A 19,208-nucleotide genomic window follows, 5' to 3' on the forward strand; every position below is an offset into this window, starting at 1 on the left:
CGCTCTGTTGCCTCAACTTGAGAGGCCATGATAATAGAATAATTAAAGTGGATGCATTGGGGTATATCGCAATTTTTATGCCATTGCAATGGATTAACGTAACACCTGGACCTTTTGCTGGAGCCGGCAGGGGGAAATTGTGGGGACTAGCGGGAATGTAGGAGCGTGAAATGGCCCCCTGCCTCCCATTACAAGAGGCAGGGGACTGTGCTTATGTGTAGCAGGTATTACTTTGTGTTGTTGCGAGCCTGGTAGACGAGCACGCTTTTCGTGGCGTTGTTGCCTGAGGCATCCTTGGCTTTTACGGTAATTTCTGTCGTAATCGTATCGCCGTTGACCGGCTTGGACAATACCGTTTTGCCCACTCCATCAACCAGCTTGCCCGTGAGAGAATTTCCCACGAAAACGTCATAACTGGTTATGTTTTTGTCAACAGTGTCGGTTATTTCCACTGCAAGTTGCATGTTGCTGCCGAAGAAGGTCTCACCCGCTGCAGGGGAAAGAATGCGAATCGACGGCGGTGTGGTATCTGAAACGCAGATGGATTTTGATGCTGTAACCACGTTGCCGTTGCTATCAGTGAGGCTTAACATGGCACCGACCGTACTTCCCATGCTGACCGGGATGGTAAACACCGGGCCGGTACCGGTCAAGCCGGTTGTTGTTGACCACGTGAGAGCTCCGGCCTGTCCGCTCACTCCATTCAATGTCACCAATGCACCTTCTGGCCCCGAGGCCTCGACGCACTTGTCGGCATTCAGCACATTGGATATCTCGATCTTCGGCGGTATCTGCGCCGAAACCGGGATGTCACTGTTGTAGCGGATAGAACCGTACAGGGGCGGCCCTGTTATTTCGCACCGCTGTTCGAAATCGGCAGCGAACTGCAGCAGGTTACCATTTGTATCCCGCTTGACCTCGATCACATCGAACCGCCCGGCTGCCTGGTTGCAGCCGCGGCCGTCACCAAAGAGACTGATTCCAGGGTGAGTCGTATCGTTAAAGGGGGAACGCATGGCGTTTTCGTAGGCGCCCACTTGTAGCAGCTGTCCTTTCGGTGCCTCCAGAAGCAGGGTCCACCAGCTGGCATCCTGCAGCGGCACATAGGCTTGATTGTTCACGTTGAACGAATAAGCCATGCCATAAGGGCTTGCCGTTATGGTTGCATCGACACCATGGGTGAAAAAATATTCTCTGCCTTGCCCGATATAGTCTCCCGAGGGGCTCTTGAACCACAGGACAGACTGCCCGGCCAGGGCGGACAAGGGGAAAAGCGTACAGACGACTAACCAGCAGATAAGTTTTTTCATGCAATGATTCTCCTCTCCAATACTCAATTTATTGTGGGAAAATCGATTAGCATTATTTAGTTATAAATGTCAAATGTATTCTCCGTTCCACTACTCATGCGCAATTTGCAGCTGGTGTGCTTTATGACACGGACTTCCCCAATCACCCTTCCTCCCGCCCCCGCACATTGACAAACCCCCCTTAATGCTCTATACAATAAGACTTTCGGGGGTATGCCGTGGAAGAAAACCAGACCACACCTTTGTTGAAGATCATTCTCGACCGTATCGGGGCCCGGGGACCCCTTACCTTTGCCGACTACATGGCCGCCTGCCTCTACGAGCCGGGTCTCGGTTACTATACCTCGCCGGGGCGCAAGGTGGGGGCGGAGGGGGATTTCTACACGAGCAGCAACGTCCACGAGGTGTTCGGCCGGCTGATCGGCCGGGAGATCTCCCGCATGTGGGAGGTTATGGGGCACCCCGCCGGCTTCCAGATCGTCGAAGTCGGTGCGGGGAACGGCCGCCTGGCCAGCGATATCGTTGGCGCCATCGCCGAGCTTGCCCCGACCCTCTATGCCGGTCTCACCTACCGATTCATCGAGGCAGAACCGTCCCTGGCCGATGCCCAGCGCCTCATGCTGGGTGAGCACGCCGCCAAGGGTGCCTGGAGCACCCCGGCCGACCTGGCCGCCGGCAACCTCGCCATCACCGGCTGCATCCTTTCCAATGAACTTATCGACGCCCTGCCGACCCATCTGGTGGAGATGACCGCCGACGGCCTGCGGGAGGTGTACGTGACCGTCCGAGACGGCGAACTGGCGGAAGCGCTGGACGTCCCTTCTACGCCGGAGCTTCAGGCCTACCTGGCCAGGATCGGCATCCGGCTGGTCGAGGGGCAGCGGGCCGAGATCAACCTGGCGGCCGGCGACTGGCTGGCCGGGGTCGCCCGCTCTCTGGTCAGCGGCTTCGTCATGACCATCGACTACGGCTATCCGGCCGCGGAACTCTACTCTTCCCATCGCCTCAACGGCACCCTCCTCTGCTACCATCGCCACACCATCGAGGAAAACCCCTACATCCGCCCCGGCGCGCAGGACATCACGAGCCACGTGGACTTCACCAGCCTGGGGCTGCGAGGCGCCGAGCTGGGACTCCAGGAGGTCTGGTTCGGCGAGCAGTACCGCTTTCTCATGGGGGCCGGCATGATGGAGGAGCTCCTGGCCCTGGAGGCTAAGGCCACCACCGAGCCGGCGCGGATCAGGCACCGGCTGGCCCTGAAGAAGCTGCTTCTTCCCGACGGCGGCATGGGTGACACCTTCAAGGTCCTCATTCAGTCCAGGGGAGTAGAGAATCCCCGGCTCCTCTGCATGCGGGACTGGGGTAAAAGCTTTTGACAGTTACCCGCCAGCTGTTAGACTTGAAAATTATCCGCGAAGCTTGTCGTGGATAGTTTTCTCATGCAGGCCGGTTCTCCGCGAAACCCGGCCGATCCCCCCGCGGGGAACCGAAAGGACGCTTCGACGTGCTGAACGATCTGCGAGCAATTGTATTCGACCTCGATGGTACCCTCTATGTCAGCAATGACCTCGGCCGCGAAATCAACCTGGCCGCCAGCCGCTATATCGCCGAACTGAAGCGGATCGATCTGGTGGGGGCGGCGGCGCTCATCCGGGCCACCAAGAAGATGCTCTCTGCTGCGAGCGGCATCGATACCCCCCTCACCATGGCCATCATCGAGCTCGGGGGGGATGTCCGCGAACTGCACCGGCGGTTTTCGACGGAGATCGAGCCGGAACTCTACCTGAAGCGGGACGAGCGGGTGGTGGAACTCCTTCGGTTGCTGGGGGAGAGTTTCGAGCTCGCCATTTACACCAACAACAATGTGCTGCTGACGACCCGGATCATGAAGGCCCTCGGGGTCGGCGGGATGTTCAACCACGTTTTCACCATCGAGGATTCCTGGCGTCCCAAGCCGGACCGGCCCACCCTGGACGGGATACTCCAGGCCATTGGCCGCAAGCCGATCGAGTGCCTCTTCGTTGGCGACCGCTACGACATCGACCTGCGCCTCCCCGCGTCGCTCGGAAGTGCGGTCTTCCTGGCGAAGAACGTGGAAGAACTGCTGAACCTGATAAAATTCACCTGTGAGGAGAGCTGATGAGCGAGGAGAGGAAAGCGGTGCTGGACGCGATCATGCGGGCCATGGAGATCGAGAAGGAGACCTTCGACTACTATACGAAGGCCGAGCAGAAGACCTTCAACCCCGGGGGGAAGAAGGTGTTCCACTGGCTGGCACGGACCGAGGAAGAGCATTACCTGAAGCTCAACGAGCTCTATACTTCCCTTCACGAAGGGGGACGCTGGGTGTTCTACGGCGGTTCCACCATCGAACTGGAGCCGGACGGGCCGGGAGAGAAGCACGTCGGATTCGATACGGGTGACCGGGAGGCGCTGGAGATCGCCCAGGAGATCGAGAAAAAGGGGATCGCCTACTACGGCGAACTCATCGGGAAGACCACCGACCCGGACGGCAAGGGGATGCTGCAGACCTTGCTGGACGAGGAGCGGGAGCATTTGCGGGTTATCACGGAGAAGTTGAGCCAGCTGAAATAAATAGGGATATGCCATGACCACGCGGACGGAAAAGGATACCCTCGGGACGGTCGAGGTGCCGGCGGATGCCTACTACGGGGCGCAGACGGCGCGGGCGGTGGCCAATTTCCCCATTTCCGGACTTCGTCCCCACCCCGCGCTGGTCTGGGGAACCCTGGCCATCAAGAAGTGCGCCGCCAAGGCCAACATGGCCACGGGGCGGCTGCCCGGGGAGATCGGCGACGCCATCGTCCAGGCCGCCGACGAGGCCCTGGCCGGCCGGTTCGATGCCGATTTCGTGGTGGACCCCTTCCAGGCGGGGGCCGGCACCTCCCACAACATGAACGTCAACGAGGTGCTCGCCAACCGGGCCGAAGAGCTTCTCGGGGGAACACGTGGCGTCTATGGCCGGGTGAACCCTAACGACCACGTCAACATGGCCCAGTCCACCAACGATGTCTTTCCCACTTCCCTGCGGCTGGCCGCCCTGCGCCTCCATGCCGGCCTCGCGCCGGCCCTGGCGGGACTGGTTGCCTCTTTGCGCAAGAAAGGGAAAGAGTTCGACACGATCCTGAAGTCGGGACGCACCCACCTCCAGGATGCGGTGCCCCTTCGCCTCGGTCAGGAGTTCGAGGCCTACGCGGTGGCGCTGGAGAAGAACCTGGCGGGACTGGAGCGGGCGCTCCCCGGCCTGTGCGAGCTAGGGCTCGGCGGCACCGCCGTCGGCACCGGTCTCAACGCCGAACCCCGCTACATCGAGCTGGTGGTGGCGGAACTGGTCCGGGAAACGGGGTTTCCCCTGCGGGGAACGGCAAACCTGGTGGAAACGACCCAGAACATGGACCCCTTCGTGGCCTGCAGCGCGGCCCTCAAGGGGACGGCGATCAACCTGGTGCGGATCGCCAACGACCTGCGCCTGCTCGCCTCCGGCCCCCGCACCGGCTTCAACGAGATCGCCCTTCCCGCGCTGCAGCCCGGCTCCTCCATCATGCCGGGGAAGGTGAATCCGGTGTTGCCGGAGGTGACCGACATGGTGGGGTTCCAGGTCATCGGCGCCGACACGGTCATCACCCTGGCGGCCCAGGCGGGTCAGCTGGAGCTCAATGTCATGATGCCGGTGATCGCCCACAACCTCCTCTTTGCCATGGATATCCTCCGGAACACGGTTCTTCGGCTGGCCGAGGGGTGCATCGAGGGGGTCACCGCCAATGCCGAGCGGTGTCGGCGCTATCTGGACGATTCCCTTGGCCTGGTTACGGTGCTGGCTCCTTACATAGGGTACGCGGCGGCGGCCGAGGTGGCCAAGGAGTCCGCCCGGACCGGCGAGAGTATCAGGGAGATCGTGCTGGCCCGTGGGCTCCTGGAGCCGGAGCGACTGGCAGCCATCATGGAGCCCTACCCCCTGACGAGTCCGGGGGTGCCGGGTAAGAAAGTTTAAAAGCGGTTCAAAGTTCAAGGTTCAACGTCGGGCAGAAAATAGTGGCGTCGAACAAATAAAAGGAGGATCTTTACATGATCGAAGAGGTGAAGAAGGTGCTTGAGATGGTCCGGCCTGCCCTGCAGGCGGACGGCGGGGATGTGGAACTGGTGGAAGTGACCGATGACGGAGTGGTCAAGGTCAAACTGGTGGGAGCGTGCGGCCACTGTCCCATGTCCACCATGACCCTGAAGATGGGGATCGAGAGGACCCTCAAGGAGAAGGTGCCGGGAGTCAAGGAAGTGGTGTCGGTATAACCGGGCTCTGAATGGCTGCCGGCAGGCGGCGAAGGAGGTGGCGCTATGGCTCTCAAGGTGAAATCGTTCGGAATGGAAATTCGGCCGCTGAAAACCATGCAGGAGCTTGAGCAACTTGACGCGATGGTTAACGAGTTCGTTGCCCGGAACGGCATCAGGAAACTGATCTCCGTTGCCGACTCCTCCACCACCGACGACAAGGGGGAGACGATTGGACTGGTGCGGGTCATCGCGTACGAAGAGTAGCCGTGAGCAGTAAAACCACTGCGACGGGGAGCGGAGACGGCAGGCATCCGTCGTACATTGATTGATAGCACATTACGAAGGCGCGGGATATCACCGCGCCTTTATTTTTTGCTATACTGTAATATAAAGATAAAAGGGTGGAGAGCTTCACCCGCAGACGGAACGGGCGGATGACATGTCGTTGCTGAGGCGTAAAAGAGCATACCATCTGGTGCGGACCCCGCGGTTTTTCCGCTGGTTCCGGCACAACACCGATGCCGTTTTCTCCCACGGCAATCGCCTGGAGTTCTACCAGGATGGTGGCGAGTTTTTCCCCCCGTTTTTCCACTCCCTGCGCCAGGCCGAGCAGACCATCTTCCTGGAGTTCTACATCATCCACGACGATGCAACCGGCGGCGTCTTCGCCGACATTCTGCTGGCCGCCGCGGCCCGTGGGGTGAAGGTCTTTCTCCTCTACGACTATATCGGCTGTTTCGATACCCCGGGGGCGTATTTCCGACGGCTGGAAAAGGGGGGGGTGCGCTGTCGTCCCTTCAACCCCCCCCCGTTCCGGCGAGGGCTGGGATGGTTCGACCGGCGGGATCATCGCAAGATGGCCATCATCGATGGCCGGGTCGCCTTCGTCGCGGGGCTCAACATCGGTGACGAATACGGCGGGAACGGGGAGGATGCCGGGCGCTGGCGGGACGTGGGGCTCGGTCTCGAAGGGCCGGCCGTCTGCGAACTGTTCAGCCTCTTTCGGGAAAACTGGCAATCGGAACGGGGAAGTGGCGGCGAAGAACTGGCCGGTTTCAGCTGCTGGGACGCCGAGGCGGGGGGTGCCCAGGTGATGATCGTGAACGGTGGTCCCCATCACAGCCGCTCCCTCATCCACAACGCCTTCCGGATGGCCATTGCCGGAGCCGCCGGGAACGTGAAGGTGATGAACCCCTACTTCATTCCGGGACCCCGCATCGTCCGGTCACTGCTGCGTGCCGCAGGGCGGGGGGCGCGGGTGCAGCTCATCCTCCCGGCGGTGAGCGATATGCCGCTGGTCAGGCTGGTGAGCCGGAGCTATTACGCCCCGTTGCTCAGGGGTGGGGTGGAGATATACGAACGACAGGGAGCGGTGCTGCACGCCAAGGTGATGCTCATCGATGACTGCTGGGCGGTCATCGGTTCTGCCAACCTGGACCAGCGGAGCTTCCACCGCAACTACGAGGTTAACGTCATCGTTGATAGCCCCGATTTCGGCACCCAGGTCGCCGCCATGTTTCAGCACGACCTGGCATTCTCCCGGCGGGTGGTGTTGGCGGAGCACGAGCGGCGGGGATGGCTGGTGCAGTTCATGGAAAGGCTCTGTGCGCCGGTCAGCTGGTTTCTTTGAACCTGTTCAACGTTCGTAGTTCAAGGTTCAAAGTTCAAGGTTGTGAGGCAACAACCCTGATTACAGTTGGGTTCCTATTCGTATCTGAGGGCGTCGATCGGGTTGAGGGAGGCGGCCTTCCGGGCGGGGTAAAAGCCGAAGAAGACGCCAACGCCGGCGGAGAAGGCAAAGGCGATGACGATTGCCGTTGACGAGATGAGGGTTGGCCAGTTCATCAGTTTCGACACCACCATGGCACCGATCACCCCGACCCCCATGCCGATGATCCCGCCGACGGTGGTGAGGAGCACCGCCTCGGTGAGGAACTGGAGGAGGATGTCCCGCTGCTTGGCGCCGATGGCCATCCGGATGCCGATTTCCCGGGTCCGCTCCGTTACCGACACGAGCATGATGTTCATGATGCCGATGCCGCCGACGATGAGGGAGATGGAGGCGACGGCACCGAGGAGGATCGACATCACCTTGGACGACTGCTCGGAGACGGCGAGGATCTCGGAGAGGTTGCGCACCGTGAAATCCCGTTCCCGGGAAGGACCGATGCGGTGGCGCTGGTCGAGGAGCGCGGTCACTTCCTCTTCGGCTTTCTTCAGCACGTCCGCATCCTTTGCCTGGATCATCATGGCGCCGACAGAGTTGGGGAACTGGCTGCCGAACACTTTGCGCTGCGCGGTGGTCAGGGGGATGTAGATGACGTCATCCTGGTCCTGCCCTTGGGGGGATTGCCCCTTGTGCTCCAGCATGCCGATGACCGTAAAGGGTATTTTCTTGATCCGGATGATCTTGCCGATGGGGTCGGCGCTGCCGAAGAGGTTCTCGGCAACGGTCTGGCCGATGATGCAATTCTTGATTGCCCCATCCACGTCGGACGGGGAGATGTTTCTCCCCGAAACCAGTGGCCAGTCTCGGACGGTGAGCATGTCCGACGTTGTCCCCATGACGATGGTCGACCAGTTCTGATTGCCGAAAACCACTTGGGCCGATCCCCTTACCGTTGGTGCAACCTCGGCCACGGAGGGGCATTCGGCCCTGATTGCCTTGGCATCGTCGTAGGTAAGGGTCGGCGTCCCGCCGGAACCGGTGCGAAGACCACCGCTGGTGGTGGAGCCGGGGATGACGAGGAGCAGGTTGCTTCCGATGCTGGCGATCTGGTCTGAGATCATCTTGCTTGCGCCGGAACCAATGGCAACCATGGCGATGACCGCGGCGATACCGATGATAATGCCGAGCATGGTCAGAAGCGCCCGCATCTTGTTGACGCGAAGCGCCCGCAATGCTATCAGCATGCTTTGCCAGAGGGTCGTCATATTCTCTCCTCACGGGAAGCTTCTGCCACTTGCGGGTTGGCATTCGGGGTATCGGAGATGATCAGCCCGTCGCGGAAGATGAGGTGCCGCCCCGTATAGGCCGCAATGTCCGGTTCGTGGGTGACCATGAGGATGGTAATGCCGCGCCGGTTCAGCTGCTGGAAGATGGACATTATTTCAACGGATGTTTTCGAATCCAGGTTGCCGGTCGGTTCGTCGGCCATGATGATGGCCGGGTCGTTGACCAGCGCCCGGGCGATGGCCACCCGCTGCTGCTGGCCGCCGGAGAGCTGGTTCGAGTAGTGGTCCTCCCGGCCTGCGAGTCCAACCTGCGCCAGTGCGGCTATCGCCTTTTCCCGCCGTTCCGCCGCCGGTATGCGGGCGTAAACCAGGGGGAGTTCCACGTTTTCCCGGGCGGTGGTACGGGCCAGCAGATTGAACCCCTGGAAGACGAAGCCGATCTTCCGGTTCCTGATTTCCGCAAGTTCGTTACCGGCAAGCTTCCCCACATTGACGTCCTCAAGACGGTATTCGCCGCTGGTCGGGACGTCGAGGCAGCCGAGCATGTTCATGCAGGTCGATTTGCCGCTTCCCGATGCCCCCATGATGGCGACAAACTCCCCCCGCCGGACGCTGAAGGATATCCCCTTCAGTGCTTCCACCCGCTGGTCCCCCATGGTGTAGACCTTGGTGACGTCCGTGACCTTTACTACGTCATCCATCAGAACCTCGGCCCCATGGGTCCGCCCATCCCCCCCGATTTCTTCTGGGTCGTTATCTGTTCGACAATCACCTCGTCGCCTTCCTTGAGGTCTCCCCCTGCGAGTTCTACCTGCCCATCATTGCTGACCCCGGTAGTGACCTGCACCGGCACCGGTTTGTTGTCCTGGCCCAGAATATAGACCTGTTGGCCGCCGGCCTTCTTCTTGCGTTGGTCGCCGCTCGACGGTTTTTCAGCCGCACCTGTGGCGTTCTTTGCCCATTTCGACCCTTTGTCCCCCTTTGGTTTGAACCGGAGGGCTGCTGCCGGGATCTTGAGAACATTTTCCTTGTGAGCCGTCTCGACACTGACGTTGGCGGTCATCCCCGGCTTCAGCTTCATTTCCCTGTTATCGACGCTTACCACCACCACATACGTCACCACGTTCTGGGTCACAACCGGGGCGTTCCTGATCTGAAAAACTTTCCCGCTGAAGCGGTTTTCCGGATAGGAATCGACGGTGAAGGTGACCGGCTGTCCCACCTTGATGCGGCTGATGTCGGCCTCGTCCACGCTGGTGTCGATTTCCATCTTGGTCAGGTCCTGGGCGATGGTGAAAAGGGTGGGGGTCTGGAATGATGCAGCCACGGTCTGCCCCACGTCCACGTTGCGGGAGACGACGATGCCGTCCACCGGCGAGCGGATGGTGGCGTAGCGGAGGTTGGTCTCGGACTGGCTGAAGGTACCGCGGGTCTGGGCTACGGTCCCATCGGCCGCCTTGACGGTGGCAACTGCCTGCTCATACCGGTTCTCCGCCGTGTCGAAATCGCTCTGGGCAACGATGCCGTCCTTAAGGAGCTGACGGTTTCTCTCCAGGCTCCGTTTGGCATCGTTCAGGTCCGCCTTTGCCTTGAGCAGGTTGGCCTGGGCGGCGAGAAAGTTCCCCCGCGTCTGTTCCACCTGGGCGGCGAAGAGGGCTGGGTCTATCTGGGCGATGACTTGTCCCTTTTTCACGGGGGAGTTGAAATCGACGAAAAGTTTCTGGATGGTGCCGGAGACCTGGGTTCCCACCTGCACCGTCACCACGGCGGCCAGGTTACCGGTGGCAGCGACCGTGGAAACAATGTCACCACGTTCCACCTTGGCGGTTTTGTAGGTCACCTCGGGTTTCTTTTTCAGGGTGAAAAAAGCGATGCCGGCCGCCAGCACAAGTATGACGGCCGTCGGGATGAGGATTTTCTTCATTCACGACCTCGGTTCAGGTTTTTTGGGTGATCCCGCCGGCCTGGTTTCCCCATGTTACCCGTAGCGTACCAGGCGGCGTTCAGTGTCTGAATCATGCGTCAAGCGCTACTATACACCCTCTTCATGCCGTCCGAAACAAAAAAGCCCCCTGCATTTCGTACGCAGGGGGCCGGTTTCTGACGCCCGCCGTCAACTGCCGGCGGGCCAACTAGGGCAACCTTCTTTGCAGCGGGTTACCGGGCGAAGCATATAGATTGTAGTCCACATAACTCAGTAGGTCTCCTTTCGCTGTGAAGTTCCTTCCCTCGCCTTTAATTCCCGGAGGATGTACTTATGATAATCCTTGCCCCTTTCCTTGTCAACGGGGCTGCCGATTAAATATGCTTATAGAAATTTCTTTATAAAAGCCAGCAGAGCCCCTTCCTGTACGTCGAGCGCTCCGTCGGGGCAGAGCTCGCGGCAGCAGAAGCAGCGGATGCAGGCGTGGTAGTCGAAGACGAGCTTGCCGTCCTTGATGGAGATGGCGTGGGGGGGACAGGCGCCTGCGCAGATGCCGCAGAGACGGCATTTGTCGGGGATTGCGCAGGGGCGGGAGGTGAGGTAGTGACGAAGCCGGTTCTTGAGGAAAGGGGGGAGGCCGAACTGGACGTCGGAAATGTGGGGGAGCCGGAACGCCTTGACCCGTGCCTCCGCAAGGGGGAGGCCGCGGGTGGTTATGGTGGTGCGGTCGACGCCGTCCAGACCGAGTGTGTGGGCAGCCCGTTCCACGTAAAGGAGTTTGTTGGGGATACCGGCAATTTCGGCGGCGATCACGTCCACCGCCACCGGGTTGGTTCCTGCCAGCAGCAGGCCGACGTGGAGCGGATCGCCGGATGACGGACCGTCTCCCTCCATGGCGGTGATCGCATCCACAATGGTCAGTTCGGGCGGTCGCAGCAGGTAGATTTCCAGGAGCATGCGGGCGAACATGTCCCGGTCGGCCCCCGCCTTCAGGTGCCAGCCCGCCTTTGCGGTTCCGACCACTGTCCCGAACAGGTTCTTCACGGCGCAGGTCATGGTCATCATTTCGTGGGTCTTGAGCTTGGGGAGATTGATGACCTTGTCGGCTGCCAGATAGGCCTCCGCCACGGCAAACCGTTTGAACATGCCGGATCCCGGCACCTCCTGCGGGTTGGCGAACTCCACCAACTGTGCGCCCGTTGCCTCGACAACGGCGAGGATGCCGGTTTTCTCCGCTACCCAGTTCAGTCCTCCGATGCCGGGGGAATCTCCCACGAGCGGAATACCGCCGGCAGCCTGCACCAGTTCGATGACCCCCCGCACCACTTCGGGGTGGGTGGTGACCGCTTTCTCCGGTGCCTTGCCGGTGAGGAGGTTTGCCTTGAGGAGAACCCGGTCGCCGGTACGGACGAAGGTCTCCATCCCCCCCAGAGGTTCCAGGAGACGGATGAGGGCGTCTTTGACGAGGAGGCGGTCATAGCTTGCCGCCCGTTCGATGGTAACGGTGTGCATGGTTCGACTATAGGGTGTTTCCGGCCAGCTTGTCAAAGTGTTTTGAGCACGTTTTCCATGGCAAACCGGCCTGTATTCTGGTAATTTAATGTTGCCCATGAACGACCAGATCGCCCATTTTACCCGGTATCTCGGTACCGAACGCAACGTCTCTCCCCACACCCTTGAGGCCTACCGGCGGGATATCGAGCAATTTCATGCTTTTGTCCGGGGGGAGCGGGGGGATGACGCGGCGGTGGCGGATATTGACCATATCATGATCCGTCGCTACCTTGCACTTCTCCACAAGGAGTGCCGCAAGAGTTCCATCGGACGCAAGCTGGCGGCCCTGCGCGCCTTCTTTGCCTATCTGGTGCGGGAAGGGGAGGTGGCGCGCAATCCGGCCGAACTGGTGGCGACACCGAAGCGTGAGAAAAAGGTACCGTTCCACCTCTCCATCGACGAGGTGACCGCACTGGTTGAGGCTCCCCGGGAGGGGGAACTCCTTCCCCTGCGGGACCGGGCGATCCTGGAGACCCTTTACTCCTGTGGCATCCGTGTTTCGGAACTGACCGGCCTCGACGTCGGGGGCATCGACCTGGACGAGGGGCTTGCGAGGGTCCTGGGGAAGGGGGGAAAGGAGCGGATCGTTCCCCTCGGCAGCAAGGCCCGATCCGCCCTGGCGGAATACATGGCGGCCCGTAACCACCCGGCGGCTGCGGACCCACTCTTCGTCAACGCCCGGGGGGGGAGGCTCACCCGGCGAAGCGTTGCCCGTATCGTCGATAAATACGTCATTCGCATCGCCACCATGAAGAAGGTCTCTCCCCACACCCTGCGCCATACCTTTGCCACCCACCTGCTGGAGGGGGGGGCGGACCTCCGTGCGATCCAGGAATTGCTGGGCCACTCCTCCCTGTCCACCACCCAGAAGTACACCCATGTCAGCATCGACCGTTTGATGGAAGTCTACGACAAGGCCCATCCCAAGGCGCGGAAGTGATTGGCGCGCTGCGGTTACGGGACGAAATGAAACCATTGAAAGCATGTTCGAAAGGAGACAGAGGGGTGCGATGAAACTATGGATTGATGCAGACGCCTGTCCCCGTATCATCAAGGAGATCGTGTTTCGTGCTTCGGAGCGGCTGCAGGTGCCGGTCTGCCTGGTAGCGAACAAGAGTATGGCAAAGGCCCACTCCCGGCTTGTAACATCCGTGCTGGTTGAAGAGGGGCCCGATGCAGCGGATGACCATATCGCCGAGAATGCTGCTCCGGAGGACCTGGTCATCACCGCCGATATCCCTCTGGCCGCCCGCATCGTTGCCAAAGGGGGCGTGGCCCTCGACCCGCGGGGGGAACTTTATACGGAGGACAATGTGGGGGATCGTCTTTCCATGCGCGATCTGATGCAGGAGCTGCGTGGCGCGGGACTCGTGCAGGGGGGGCCGGCCCAGTTCAGTCTCACTGACCGGCAGCGGTTTGCCTCCTCCCTGGACCGGATGCTTACCCGTATGTTGAGGGAACGGCTGTGATTACGAAATTGGTGATCTGCCGCCTAATTATTCCTTGACATCGCGCAACCATACCTGATACGGTGTGAAAACATCCGCGGTTTTCCCGGATGAAATAACCAAGAAGTAGAGGAAAAGGTACATGGCAAACGGAACAGTGAAGTGGTTTAACGATGGCAAGGGGTTTGGTTTTCTTGAGCAAGAGAATGGTGAAGACGTATTTGTACATTTCTCCGCCATTACGGGTGACGGTTTCAAATCCCTGACCGAAGGCGACCGGGTAACGTTCGACGTGGTCAAGGGTCCGAAAGGCCTGCAGGCGGCTAACGTAACCAGAGTGTAACGATAACACTCGATAGCTGGAAAAAGCCCCGGAGAAATCCGGGGCTTTTTTTTGTCGTGAACAGGAAAAAGGATTGGGAACGGGATTGCCCGGTCAGTTGTTCAGACGGTTCAACCGGTTTTTGTAGACGTAGTTCATCCCCTGAAAATAGCCGAGCCCATCCAGCAAGAGCTCTTCCTGCGGGGGTATTTGGGTTGTCGTGCCATCATGCCGGGAAAAGCTGTAGAAACCGGTTTCTTTTTGTGGACCGAGGACGAGGAGTTTGTCCCCCTTTATGAAACCGAGTTTCTGGTAGGTGGAGATAAAGGCACGCTCCTCTCCGTCAGCCATGTTCATGATGTCTTTGCCGGCAAACCTGGTGGTGTAGCTGAAGTTCAGAAGTCCAAGGACTGTCGGCGCTATATCGATCTGGCTAAGCATCCTGTCTATTTTTTGCGGCTTGATAAGGGCTGGGGCATAGATGAACAGGGGTATTTCGTAGTTTTTTACCGGGAGCGCAATTTTGCGGGCGCTTCCGGCGCAGTGGTCAGCAACTATGACGAAGACGGTGTCGTCGAACCAGGGGTGCTTCCTGGCTTCCGCCAGTAACCTGCCGATGGCATAATCCGCATACTTGACTCCGCCGTCGCGGCCGGCTTTGGAGGGGATGTCGATCTTGCCGTCCGGATACGTAAAGGGGCGGTGGTTGGACGTGGTCATCACCATGCTGAAAAAGGGTCGGCGCTCCTTGTGGGATTTATCCGCTTCGCTGATGACCTTGCCGAAGAGGTCCTCGTCGCAGACCCCCCACGCGTTGGAAAATGTCACCTCGTCCTTGGCGAAGTTCAGACGGTCGACGGTCGCGAAGCCGTTGTTGGCGAAAAAGTAGTTCATGTTGTCGAAATAGCCATGACCGGCATAGATGAACTTGTTATCGTACCCCTTGGCCTTCATCACCGAACCCCAGGAGAAAAAATTTTCATTGTCGGGGCGTTTCACGATGGAGGTGCCGGGGAGGGGGGGGATGGAGAGGGTTATGGCTTCAAGACCGCGGACGGTCCGCGTCCCGGTGGCGTAGAGATGGGTAAAGAAGAGCGATTTGTCGGCAAGATTGTCGAGGTTGGGGGTGAGTCTTTTCGTGTTGCCGAATGCGCCGAGGTATTCGGCGCTCAGGCTCTCTTCGACAATAACGATGATGTTAGGGTGCCGTTCCTGACCGGCATGCTGGATGACGCGTGTTATGTCACGGGCATCGTTGCTTGCCAGATGATTGTTCTTTTCTGTGAGGAGCCCTCTGAGCCGGGCCAGGACCAGCTTGTCGTCTCTGCTGACGTAAAACCGGTTGTAGTCCAGTTCGTTGTTTCGGAAGGCGGCCGCAAGGTTGTAGATACCGTTCCCCGCCAATTCATTGGCGTAATTGTTCGGCGAGATGCTGGAGAGGGAAAGGTCGACGCAAAGATACGACATAACCGGCAGTATCGCGAAGATGAGGCCGGCCCGGAGCCGTTTGCCCAGTGTGGTGGTTGAGGAAAAGGAGTGGTTCAGCCGTTTTTTCACCAGGATGAATATCCCGATGTTCAGAAGGAACAGGGCGACCAGAATCCAGCTGACCGGATAGGACTCGCGGATGTTTCGCACCACCTCGGTAGTGTAGATGAGGTAATCTATGGCGATGAAATTGTACCTGGTGCCGAATTCGTCGAAAAAGACAAACTCCGAAACGACATTGAACAACATCAGGTAGGTGAGAACGAAACCTACCAGCCACACGACCGGCCTGAACCATCCACTGTTGAAGACCTTGTCCGGGAGGAGGGTGGCAACAAGGGCAAAGGGGATGGCGAAATAGGAGTAGGTGACACAGTCGAAGAAGAAGCCGACGCCGTATATTTTCAGGAGCAGAAGGGGATTTAAGTCCAGATTCGGCAGGGCCTTGACAAGGAGAATGGTCCTGGTGACCGTCGAAAATAGGATGACGATGGAAAATAATACGAATAATGAATGGTAGCGCTTGATTGCCGACATGGTGGTGTTTCCCGTCTAGGGCCAGGATTTGTATGCTGAAACTCCAAGCAGAATACCGTATTAACCTGCCGGAAGTACAGATTATTCGTGTTAACGAGGGGTTATGAGCAGAGGACAATACACGCGAACTGCAGGTGACAGGAGGTGGCAGGCAGGACGGAGGGGAACGTGTCGGGCAAGGATGGAAAGCTTATGTGCGGACAAGTTCTTAATTGAATGCTGCCGGTAACTGCACTATAAAAGGATTTGACGTTGTTGGCGGTGATTATTTCGTGGAGGGGACGTTCTGGTGAATAATCGATGTTTTCTCATTGTAAACCCCACGTCGGGTGGCTATTCCCCGCGGAGAATAGAAGAGATCGTAGCCACCCTGCGGCGACGGGGAAAAGTCCCCGAGCTTTTGCTCACGGGCAGTGCCGCGGATGCCAGCCTCTTCGCCCGGCGCATCTGCACGGAGGCGGCGGAGCCGTTCATCGTTGTCGGTGGTGGTGACGGGACTATCAACGGCGTTTTGAACGGGCTCGCACCGGGGAAAGCCACCCTGGCGATCCTCCCCCTCGGCACGGCAAATGTGCTGGCCAAGGAGCTGGGAATCAGGTCGCTGGAGGACGCGATCCGAAAGATCACAGGCGGCGAGGCGCGCTCTATGGCGGTCGGCCTGCTGGAAGCTCAGGAAGAGAAAAGGTATTTTTCACTCATGGCCGGCATCGGTTTTGACGGTGCCGTGGTCGAAGACGTGCGCCTCGGGGAAAAGAGGGTCGTTGGCAAAGGGGCGTATGTCCTTTCTGCCATGAGACGGCTGGCGGCGTGGGACCGGGAGCCCTTGCGGATACGGGCAGACGGAAGAGAGGTGGAATGCCACAGCGCTGTCATCTGCAACGGCGCCAGATACGGGGGTGATTTCGTGCTGGCTCCGGGGGCCGACATTTTCACGCCGGGATTTCAGCTGGTCTGCATCAAGGGGTGTACGAGGCGGACCTACGCAAGGCTCACCCTGGAACTGCTCCGGGGGTTGGTGCCGACGGAGCCCGGAGTTATCACGTTTCCCGCGCGGCTCCTGGAGATTTCCGTCCCCAAGGCGGTCCAGGTGGATGGCGATTATGCCGGCCGCTCGCCGCTGCGCATAACGGCGGTGGAAAAATTCGTAAAGGTCCTTGTCTGACCGGTATACCGGCATACAGTAGATGATGTTCCCCTGCATCCTGGCCCTGTCCCTGGCCGTTGACAATAGCCCGATGGGGGTTAGAATGTTCTTCGGTCTGTCCGAATCCACTGCAGCCAATGCAAAGGGGGTAATTATGATGAAACGATACTGGGGGAAAATGTGGTGGTGGCCGATCCTCTCGCTGCTGGCGATACTTTTGTCACCCTTTGCATCGACACCGGTTCAGGCGGGTGCCAACGATACGCTGGTCGTCGGCATGGAACTGGCCTATCCCCCCTTCGAGATGACCGACAAGGCCGGTACGCCGACCGGCGTGAGCGTCGACCTCGCCCACGAACTGGGGAAGGCGCTCGGCAGGAAGGTCGTCATCCGGAACACCGCTTTCGACGGCCTGATACCGTCCCTGAAGACCGGCAAGATAGATCTCATTATCTCTTCCATGACCGCCACCACCGAGCGGGCCAAATCCATAGATTTCTCCGCCCCCTATCTGGAAACCGGCCTCTGTCTCCTGGTTAAGAAAACATCCCCCATCACCTCCATCAAGGATCTGGACCAGCCGGGGCGGGTCGTGGCGGTGAAAAAGGGGACGACCGGCCATGTTTATGCGGAGAAGCACATAACCAGGGCAAAGGTGCTCGTCCTGGACAAGGAGGCGGCAGCGGTCTTGGAGGTGGTGCAGGGGAAGGCCGATGCCTTCATCTATGACCAGATGTCCACCTACCAGAACTGGCGGAAGAACCAGGACACGACGCGCGCACTGCTTGTGCCATTCCAGAAGGAATCGTGGGCAGTGGGGATTCGCAAGGGGAATGACCGGCTGAAGGAGCAGGTAAACGGATTCCTCAAGGATTTTCGCGCCCGGGGCGGTTTCGAGAAGCTGGGGGACACCTACCTGAAGGAAGAGAAGGAGGCGTTCAAGAAGCTGGGATATCCCTTCTTCCTATGAGAGGAGCGTGGCTTTTTCGCAATCTCTGCGTTGCCCTGCGGGAGCGGGTGCTCGACGCATCTTCCCGTACGCCTGTCCCCCGCTCCCGGAACCGTTATGAGTAGGGAAATTACGAGTCTTTTCTTCGCCACCCGTGCCGGTTCGGGAGAGTCGATCTCCCGTGCCGCACGGCTGATGGGCTTTCTGAGCGCCTTCCTCCTGGTGGCGCTCATTTTTTCCTTTGCCTTCCACCAGCTTCAGTACCAGTGGGGTTGGGAGTCAGTCTATGGCTACCGGCAGAAGTTCCTCAACGGCTGGCTCGTGACCGTTGCCATCTCGGCGGCCTCCCTCTCCCTCAGCCTCCTGATCGGCCTCTTCTTTGCCCTGGCCCAGAAAAGCCGCTTTCTTCCCCTCCGCTATTTCAGTAAAATCTATATCGAAGCGATCCGTGGAACCCCACTTCTTGTGCAGATACTCGTTTTTTTCTACGTGGTGGCCGATGCGTTCGGGGTTGGCAATCGCTATGCCGTGGGGATCCTTACTCTCTCGTTCTTTGCCGGAGCCTATATCTGCGAAATAATCCGGGCGGGGATCGAAAGCGTCGGGGAATCCCAGCTGGAGTCTGCAAAGGCCATCGGCCTTAGCCGGGTGCAGATATACCGCTACGTGGTCTTTCCCCAGGCGTTCCGTCGAACGCTCCCCCCCCTGGCCGGGCAGTTCGCCTCCCTCATCAAGGATTCGTCCCTCCTCTCCATCATCGCCGTGAGCGAGTTCACCCTCAACGCCCAGGAGGTGAACGCCTTCACTTACAGTACGCTGGAGAGTTACCTTCCCCTGGCGGTTGGGTACATGGCCCTGACGTTCCCCATTTCGCTTCTTTCCCGGTGGCTAGAGAAGAGCTTCCGCTATGAAACGTAAAAAAAGTGACGGGCTGCTTCATGAATAAGCTGCCGGTCCCTTTCCCCTCTCTCCTGGTCAAGTCCACTTAACGGATCGTTTTCGGGAACTGCTTCGCAAGCCCGTCCGCCAGAGCATCGGCAATGACGTGCCTGTGGGTTTTCATGTCATCCCAGACCTTGGCTTCGCTCGCGAAGTTTTTCTCGGCCAGCGCGTCTAACTGCGTCATATGGTGGACAGCAGTGTCTTAATCTGCGCGGCGAACACTTTCGTTGCGTGTCGGGTACTGGTTGAGAACTGACGAACGTGTGCGGCGACTTAAAAAAATAATGTTGACAATGAATATCATTTTCTATAAGTTCATAAAAAATGCATGGAGAGAGAAATATA

General features: G+C 59.2%; 20 protein-coding genes. 13 read left to right on the forward strand and 7 right to left on the reverse strand.

Annotated elements, in window-relative coordinates; all coding sequences use genetic code 11:
• Window positions 1–227: 227 nt before the first annotated feature.
• Window positions 228–1,310: a hypothetical protein gene (locus tag LDN04_RS07235; protein WP_223908401.1), complete on the reverse strand. Its 1,083-nt coding sequence runs from the start codon at window positions 1,308–1,310 to the stop codon at window positions 228–230.
• A gap of 218 nt (window positions 1,311–1,528) precedes the next feature.
• Between LDN04_RS07235 and LDN04_RS07240 the strand changes: the two genes are divergently transcribed.
• From LDN04_RS07240 to LDN04_RS07270, 7 genes are all read left to right on the forward strand, one after another.
• Window positions 1,529–2,686 (forward strand): class I SAM-dependent methyltransferase, encoded by a 1,158-nt coding sequence (locus tag LDN04_RS07240; RefSeq protein ID WP_223908403.1) that lies wholly within the window; start codon window positions 1,529–1,531, stop codon window positions 2,684–2,686.
• A gap of 128 nt (window positions 2,687–2,814) precedes the next feature.
• Window positions 2,815–3,450 carry an HAD family hydrolase gene (locus LDN04_RS07245; protein ID WP_223908405.1) on the forward strand — a complete coding sequence of 212 codons (636 nt, stop codon included), beginning with the start codon at window positions 2,815–2,817 and terminating at the stop codon, window positions 3,448–3,450.
• Window positions 3,450–3,905, forward strand: a complete 456-nt coding sequence (locus tag LDN04_RS07250) for a ferritin family protein (protein WP_223908408.1) — start codon at window positions 3,450–3,452, stop codon at window positions 3,903–3,905. Before LDN04_RS07245 ends, LDN04_RS07250 begins: the two co-directional genes overlap by 1 nt.
• Window positions 3,906–3,918: 13 nt before the next feature.
• The gene (locus tag LDN04_RS07255; protein WP_223908411.1) at window positions 3,919–5,322 is read left to right on the forward strand and encodes an aspartate ammonia-lyase; all 1,404 of its coding nucleotides are present in this window, start codon (window positions 3,919–3,921) and stop codon (window positions 5,320–5,322) included.
• A 74-nt stretch (window positions 5,323–5,396) separates the two neighbouring features.
• A complete protein-coding gene (locus LDN04_RS07260) occupies window positions 5,397–5,618 on the forward strand; it encodes a NifU family protein (protein ID WP_223908414.1) in 222 nt (73 codons plus the stop codon).
• Window positions 5,619–5,663: 45 nt separating this feature from the next.
• Window positions 5,664–5,864, forward strand: coding sequence for a hypothetical protein (locus LDN04_RS07265; RefSeq protein WP_223908417.1), 201 nt, complete (start codon window positions 5,664–5,666; stop codon window positions 5,862–5,864).
• Window positions 5,865–6,039: 175 nt separating this feature from the next.
• A complete protein-coding gene (locus LDN04_RS07270; RefSeq protein WP_223908420.1) occupies window positions 6,040–7,230 on the forward strand; it encodes a phosphatidylserine/phosphatidylglycerophosphate/cardiolipin synthase family protein in 1,191 nt (396 codons plus the stop codon).
• A 74-nt stretch (window positions 7,231–7,304) separates the two neighbouring features.
• Here LDN04_RS07270 and LDN04_RS07275 read toward each other — a convergent pair whose 3' ends face one another.
• The 4 genes from LDN04_RS07275 to LDN04_RS07290 all read right to left on the reverse strand — a co-directional run bounded on the left by LDN04_RS07275 (window position 7,305) and on the right by LDN04_RS07290 (window position 11,991).
• Entirely contained in the window at window positions 7,305–8,534 is a 1,230-nt protein-coding gene (locus tag LDN04_RS07275) for an ABC transporter permease (protein ID WP_223908423.1), read from the reverse strand.
• Window positions 8,531–9,256, reverse strand: coding sequence for an ABC transporter ATP-binding protein (locus LDN04_RS07280; RefSeq protein WP_223908425.1), 726 nt, complete (start codon window positions 9,254–9,256; stop codon window positions 8,531–8,533). Before LDN04_RS07280 ends, LDN04_RS07275 begins: the two co-directional genes overlap by 4 nt.
• Window positions 9,256–10,479, reverse strand: coding sequence for an efflux RND transporter periplasmic adaptor subunit (locus LDN04_RS07285; protein WP_223908428.1), 1,224 nt, complete (start codon window positions 10,477–10,479; stop codon window positions 9,256–9,258). The genes LDN04_RS07280 and LDN04_RS07285 overlap by 1 nt, the downstream gene beginning before the upstream one ends.
• 384 nt (window positions 10,480–10,863) lie before the next feature.
• Window positions 10,864–11,991: a DUF362 domain-containing protein gene (locus tag LDN04_RS07290; protein ID WP_223908431.1), complete on the reverse strand. Its 1,128-nt coding sequence runs from the start codon at window positions 11,989–11,991 to the stop codon at window positions 10,864–10,866.
• Between the two features lie 97 nt (window positions 11,992–12,088).
• On the opposite strand from LDN04_RS07290, the gene xerC reads away from it, so the two are divergent.
• From xerC to LDN04_RS07305, 3 genes are all read left to right on the forward strand, one after another.
• Window positions 12,089–12,973 (forward strand): tyrosine recombinase XerC, encoded by an 885-nt coding sequence (xerC, locus tag LDN04_RS07295; protein ID WP_223908434.1) that lies wholly within the window; start codon window positions 12,089–12,091, stop codon window positions 12,971–12,973.
• A gap of 70 nt (window positions 12,974–13,043) precedes the next feature.
• Window positions 13,044–13,502 carry a YaiI/YqxD family protein gene (locus tag LDN04_RS07300; RefSeq protein ID WP_223908437.1) on the forward strand — a complete coding sequence of 153 codons (459 nt, stop codon included), beginning with the start codon at window positions 13,044–13,046 and terminating at the stop codon, window positions 13,500–13,502.
• A gap of 121 nt (window positions 13,503–13,623) precedes the next feature.
• The gene (locus tag LDN04_RS07305; RefSeq protein WP_214175282.1) at window positions 13,624–13,824 is read left to right on the forward strand and encodes a cold-shock protein; all 201 of its coding nucleotides are present in this window, start codon (window positions 13,624–13,626) and stop codon (window positions 13,822–13,824) included.
• A 93-nt stretch (window positions 13,825–13,917) separates the two neighbouring features.
• On the opposite strand, the gene LDN04_RS07310 is transcribed toward LDN04_RS07305, so the two are convergent.
• On the reverse strand, window positions 13,918–15,828 hold the full coding sequence (locus tag LDN04_RS07310) for an LTA synthase family protein (protein WP_223908440.1): 1,911 nt from the start codon (window positions 15,826–15,828) through the stop codon (window positions 13,918–13,920).
• 289 nt (window positions 15,829–16,117) lie between these two features.
• Between LDN04_RS07310 and LDN04_RS07315 the strand changes: the two genes are divergently transcribed.
• The 3 genes from LDN04_RS07315 (at window position 16,118) to LDN04_RS07325 (ending at window position 18,839) form a co-directional block, all read left to right on the forward strand.
• Window positions 16,118–16,990, forward strand: a complete 873-nt coding sequence (locus tag LDN04_RS07315) for a diacylglycerol kinase family protein (protein ID WP_223908443.1) — start codon at window positions 16,118–16,120, stop codon at window positions 16,988–16,990.
• Between the two features lie 136 nt (window positions 16,991–17,126).
• Window positions 17,127–17,942, forward strand: a complete 816-nt coding sequence (locus tag LDN04_RS07320; RefSeq protein WP_223908447.1) for a transporter substrate-binding domain-containing protein — start codon at window positions 17,127–17,129, stop codon at window positions 17,940–17,942.
• Window positions 17,943–18,038: 96 nt separating this feature from the next.
• The gene (locus tag LDN04_RS07325; protein ID WP_223908450.1) at window positions 18,039–18,839 is read left to right on the forward strand and encodes an amino acid ABC transporter permease; all 801 of its coding nucleotides are present in this window, start codon (window positions 18,039–18,041) and stop codon (window positions 18,837–18,839) included.
• Between the two features lie 67 nt (window positions 18,840–18,906).
• On the opposite strand, the gene LDN04_RS07330 is transcribed toward LDN04_RS07325, so the two are convergent.
• Complete coding sequence (locus LDN04_RS07330; RefSeq protein WP_223908453.1) at window positions 18,907–19,047, reverse strand: hypothetical protein; 141 nt, start codon at window positions 19,045–19,047, stop codon at window positions 18,907–18,909.
• Between the last annotated feature and the right edge of the window lie 161 nt (window positions 19,048–19,208).

Source organism: Geobacter sp. AOG1, from assembly GCF_019972315.1.
Lineage (GTDB): Bacteria > Desulfobacterota > Desulfuromonadia > Geobacterales > Geobacteraceae > Geomobilimonas.

Bases quoted from the DNA above. Each gene is read 5' to 3' on its own strand.
- LDN04_RS07235 (WP_223908401.1), bottom strand. From the start codon at position 1,310: ATGAAAAAACTTATCTGCTGGTTAGTCGTCTGTACGCTTTTCCCCTTG.
- LDN04_RS07250 (WP_223908408.1), top strand. From the start codon at position 3,450: ATGAGCGAGGAGAGGAAAGCGGTGCTGGACGCGATCATGCGGGCCATG.
- LDN04_RS07255 (WP_223908411.1), top strand. From the start codon at position 3,919: ATGACCACGCGGACGGAAAAGGATACCCTCGGGACGGTCGAGGTGCCG.
- LDN04_RS07260 (WP_223908414.1), top strand. From the start codon at position 5,397: ATGATCGAAGAGGTGAAGAAGGTGCTTGAGATGGTCCGGCCTGCCCTG.
- LDN04_RS07265 (WP_223908417.1), top strand. From the start codon at position 5,664: ATGGCTCTCAAGGTGAAATCGTTCGGAATGGAAATTCGGCCGCTGAAA.
- LDN04_RS07270 (WP_223908420.1), top strand. From the start codon at position 6,040: ATGTCGTTGCTGAGGCGTAAAAGAGCATACCATCTGGTGCGGACCCCG.
- LDN04_RS07275 (WP_223908423.1), bottom strand. From the start codon at position 8,534: ATGACGACCCTCTGGCAAAGCATGCTGATAGCATTGCGGGCGCTTCGC.
- LDN04_RS07280 (WP_223908425.1), bottom strand. From the start codon at position 9,256: ATGGATGACGTAGTAAAGGTCACGGACGTCACCAAGGTCTACACCATG.
- LDN04_RS07285 (WP_223908428.1), bottom strand. From the start codon at position 10,479: ATGAAGAAAATCCTCATCCCGACGGCCGTCATACTTGTGCTGGCGGCC.
- LDN04_RS07290 (WP_223908431.1), bottom strand. From the start codon at position 11,991: ATGCACACCGTTACCATCGAACGGGCGGCAAGCTATGACCGCCTCCTC.
- xerC (WP_223908434.1), top strand. From the start codon at position 12,089: ATGAACGACCAGATCGCCCATTTTACCCGGTATCTCGGTACCGAACGC.
- LDN04_RS07300 (WP_223908437.1), top strand. From the start codon at position 13,044: ATGAAACTATGGATTGATGCAGACGCCTGTCCCCGTATCATCAAGGAG.
- LDN04_RS07305 (WP_214175282.1), top strand. From the start codon at position 13,624: ATGGCAAACGGAACAGTGAAGTGGTTTAACGATGGCAAGGGGTTTGGT.
- LDN04_RS07310 (WP_223908440.1), bottom strand. From the start codon at position 15,828: ATGTCGGCAATCAAGCGCTACCATTCATTATTCGTATTATTTTCCATC.
- LDN04_RS07320 (WP_223908447.1), top strand. From the start codon at position 17,127: ATGATGAAACGATACTGGGGGAAAATGTGGTGGTGGCCGATCCTCTCG.
- LDN04_RS07325 (WP_223908450.1), top strand. From the start codon at position 18,039: ATGAGTAGGGAAATTACGAGTCTTTTCTTCGCCACCCGTGCCGGTTCG.
- LDN04_RS07330 (WP_223908453.1), bottom strand. From the start codon at position 19,047: ATGACGCAGTTAGACGCGCTGGCCGAGAAAAACTTCGCGAGCGAAGCC.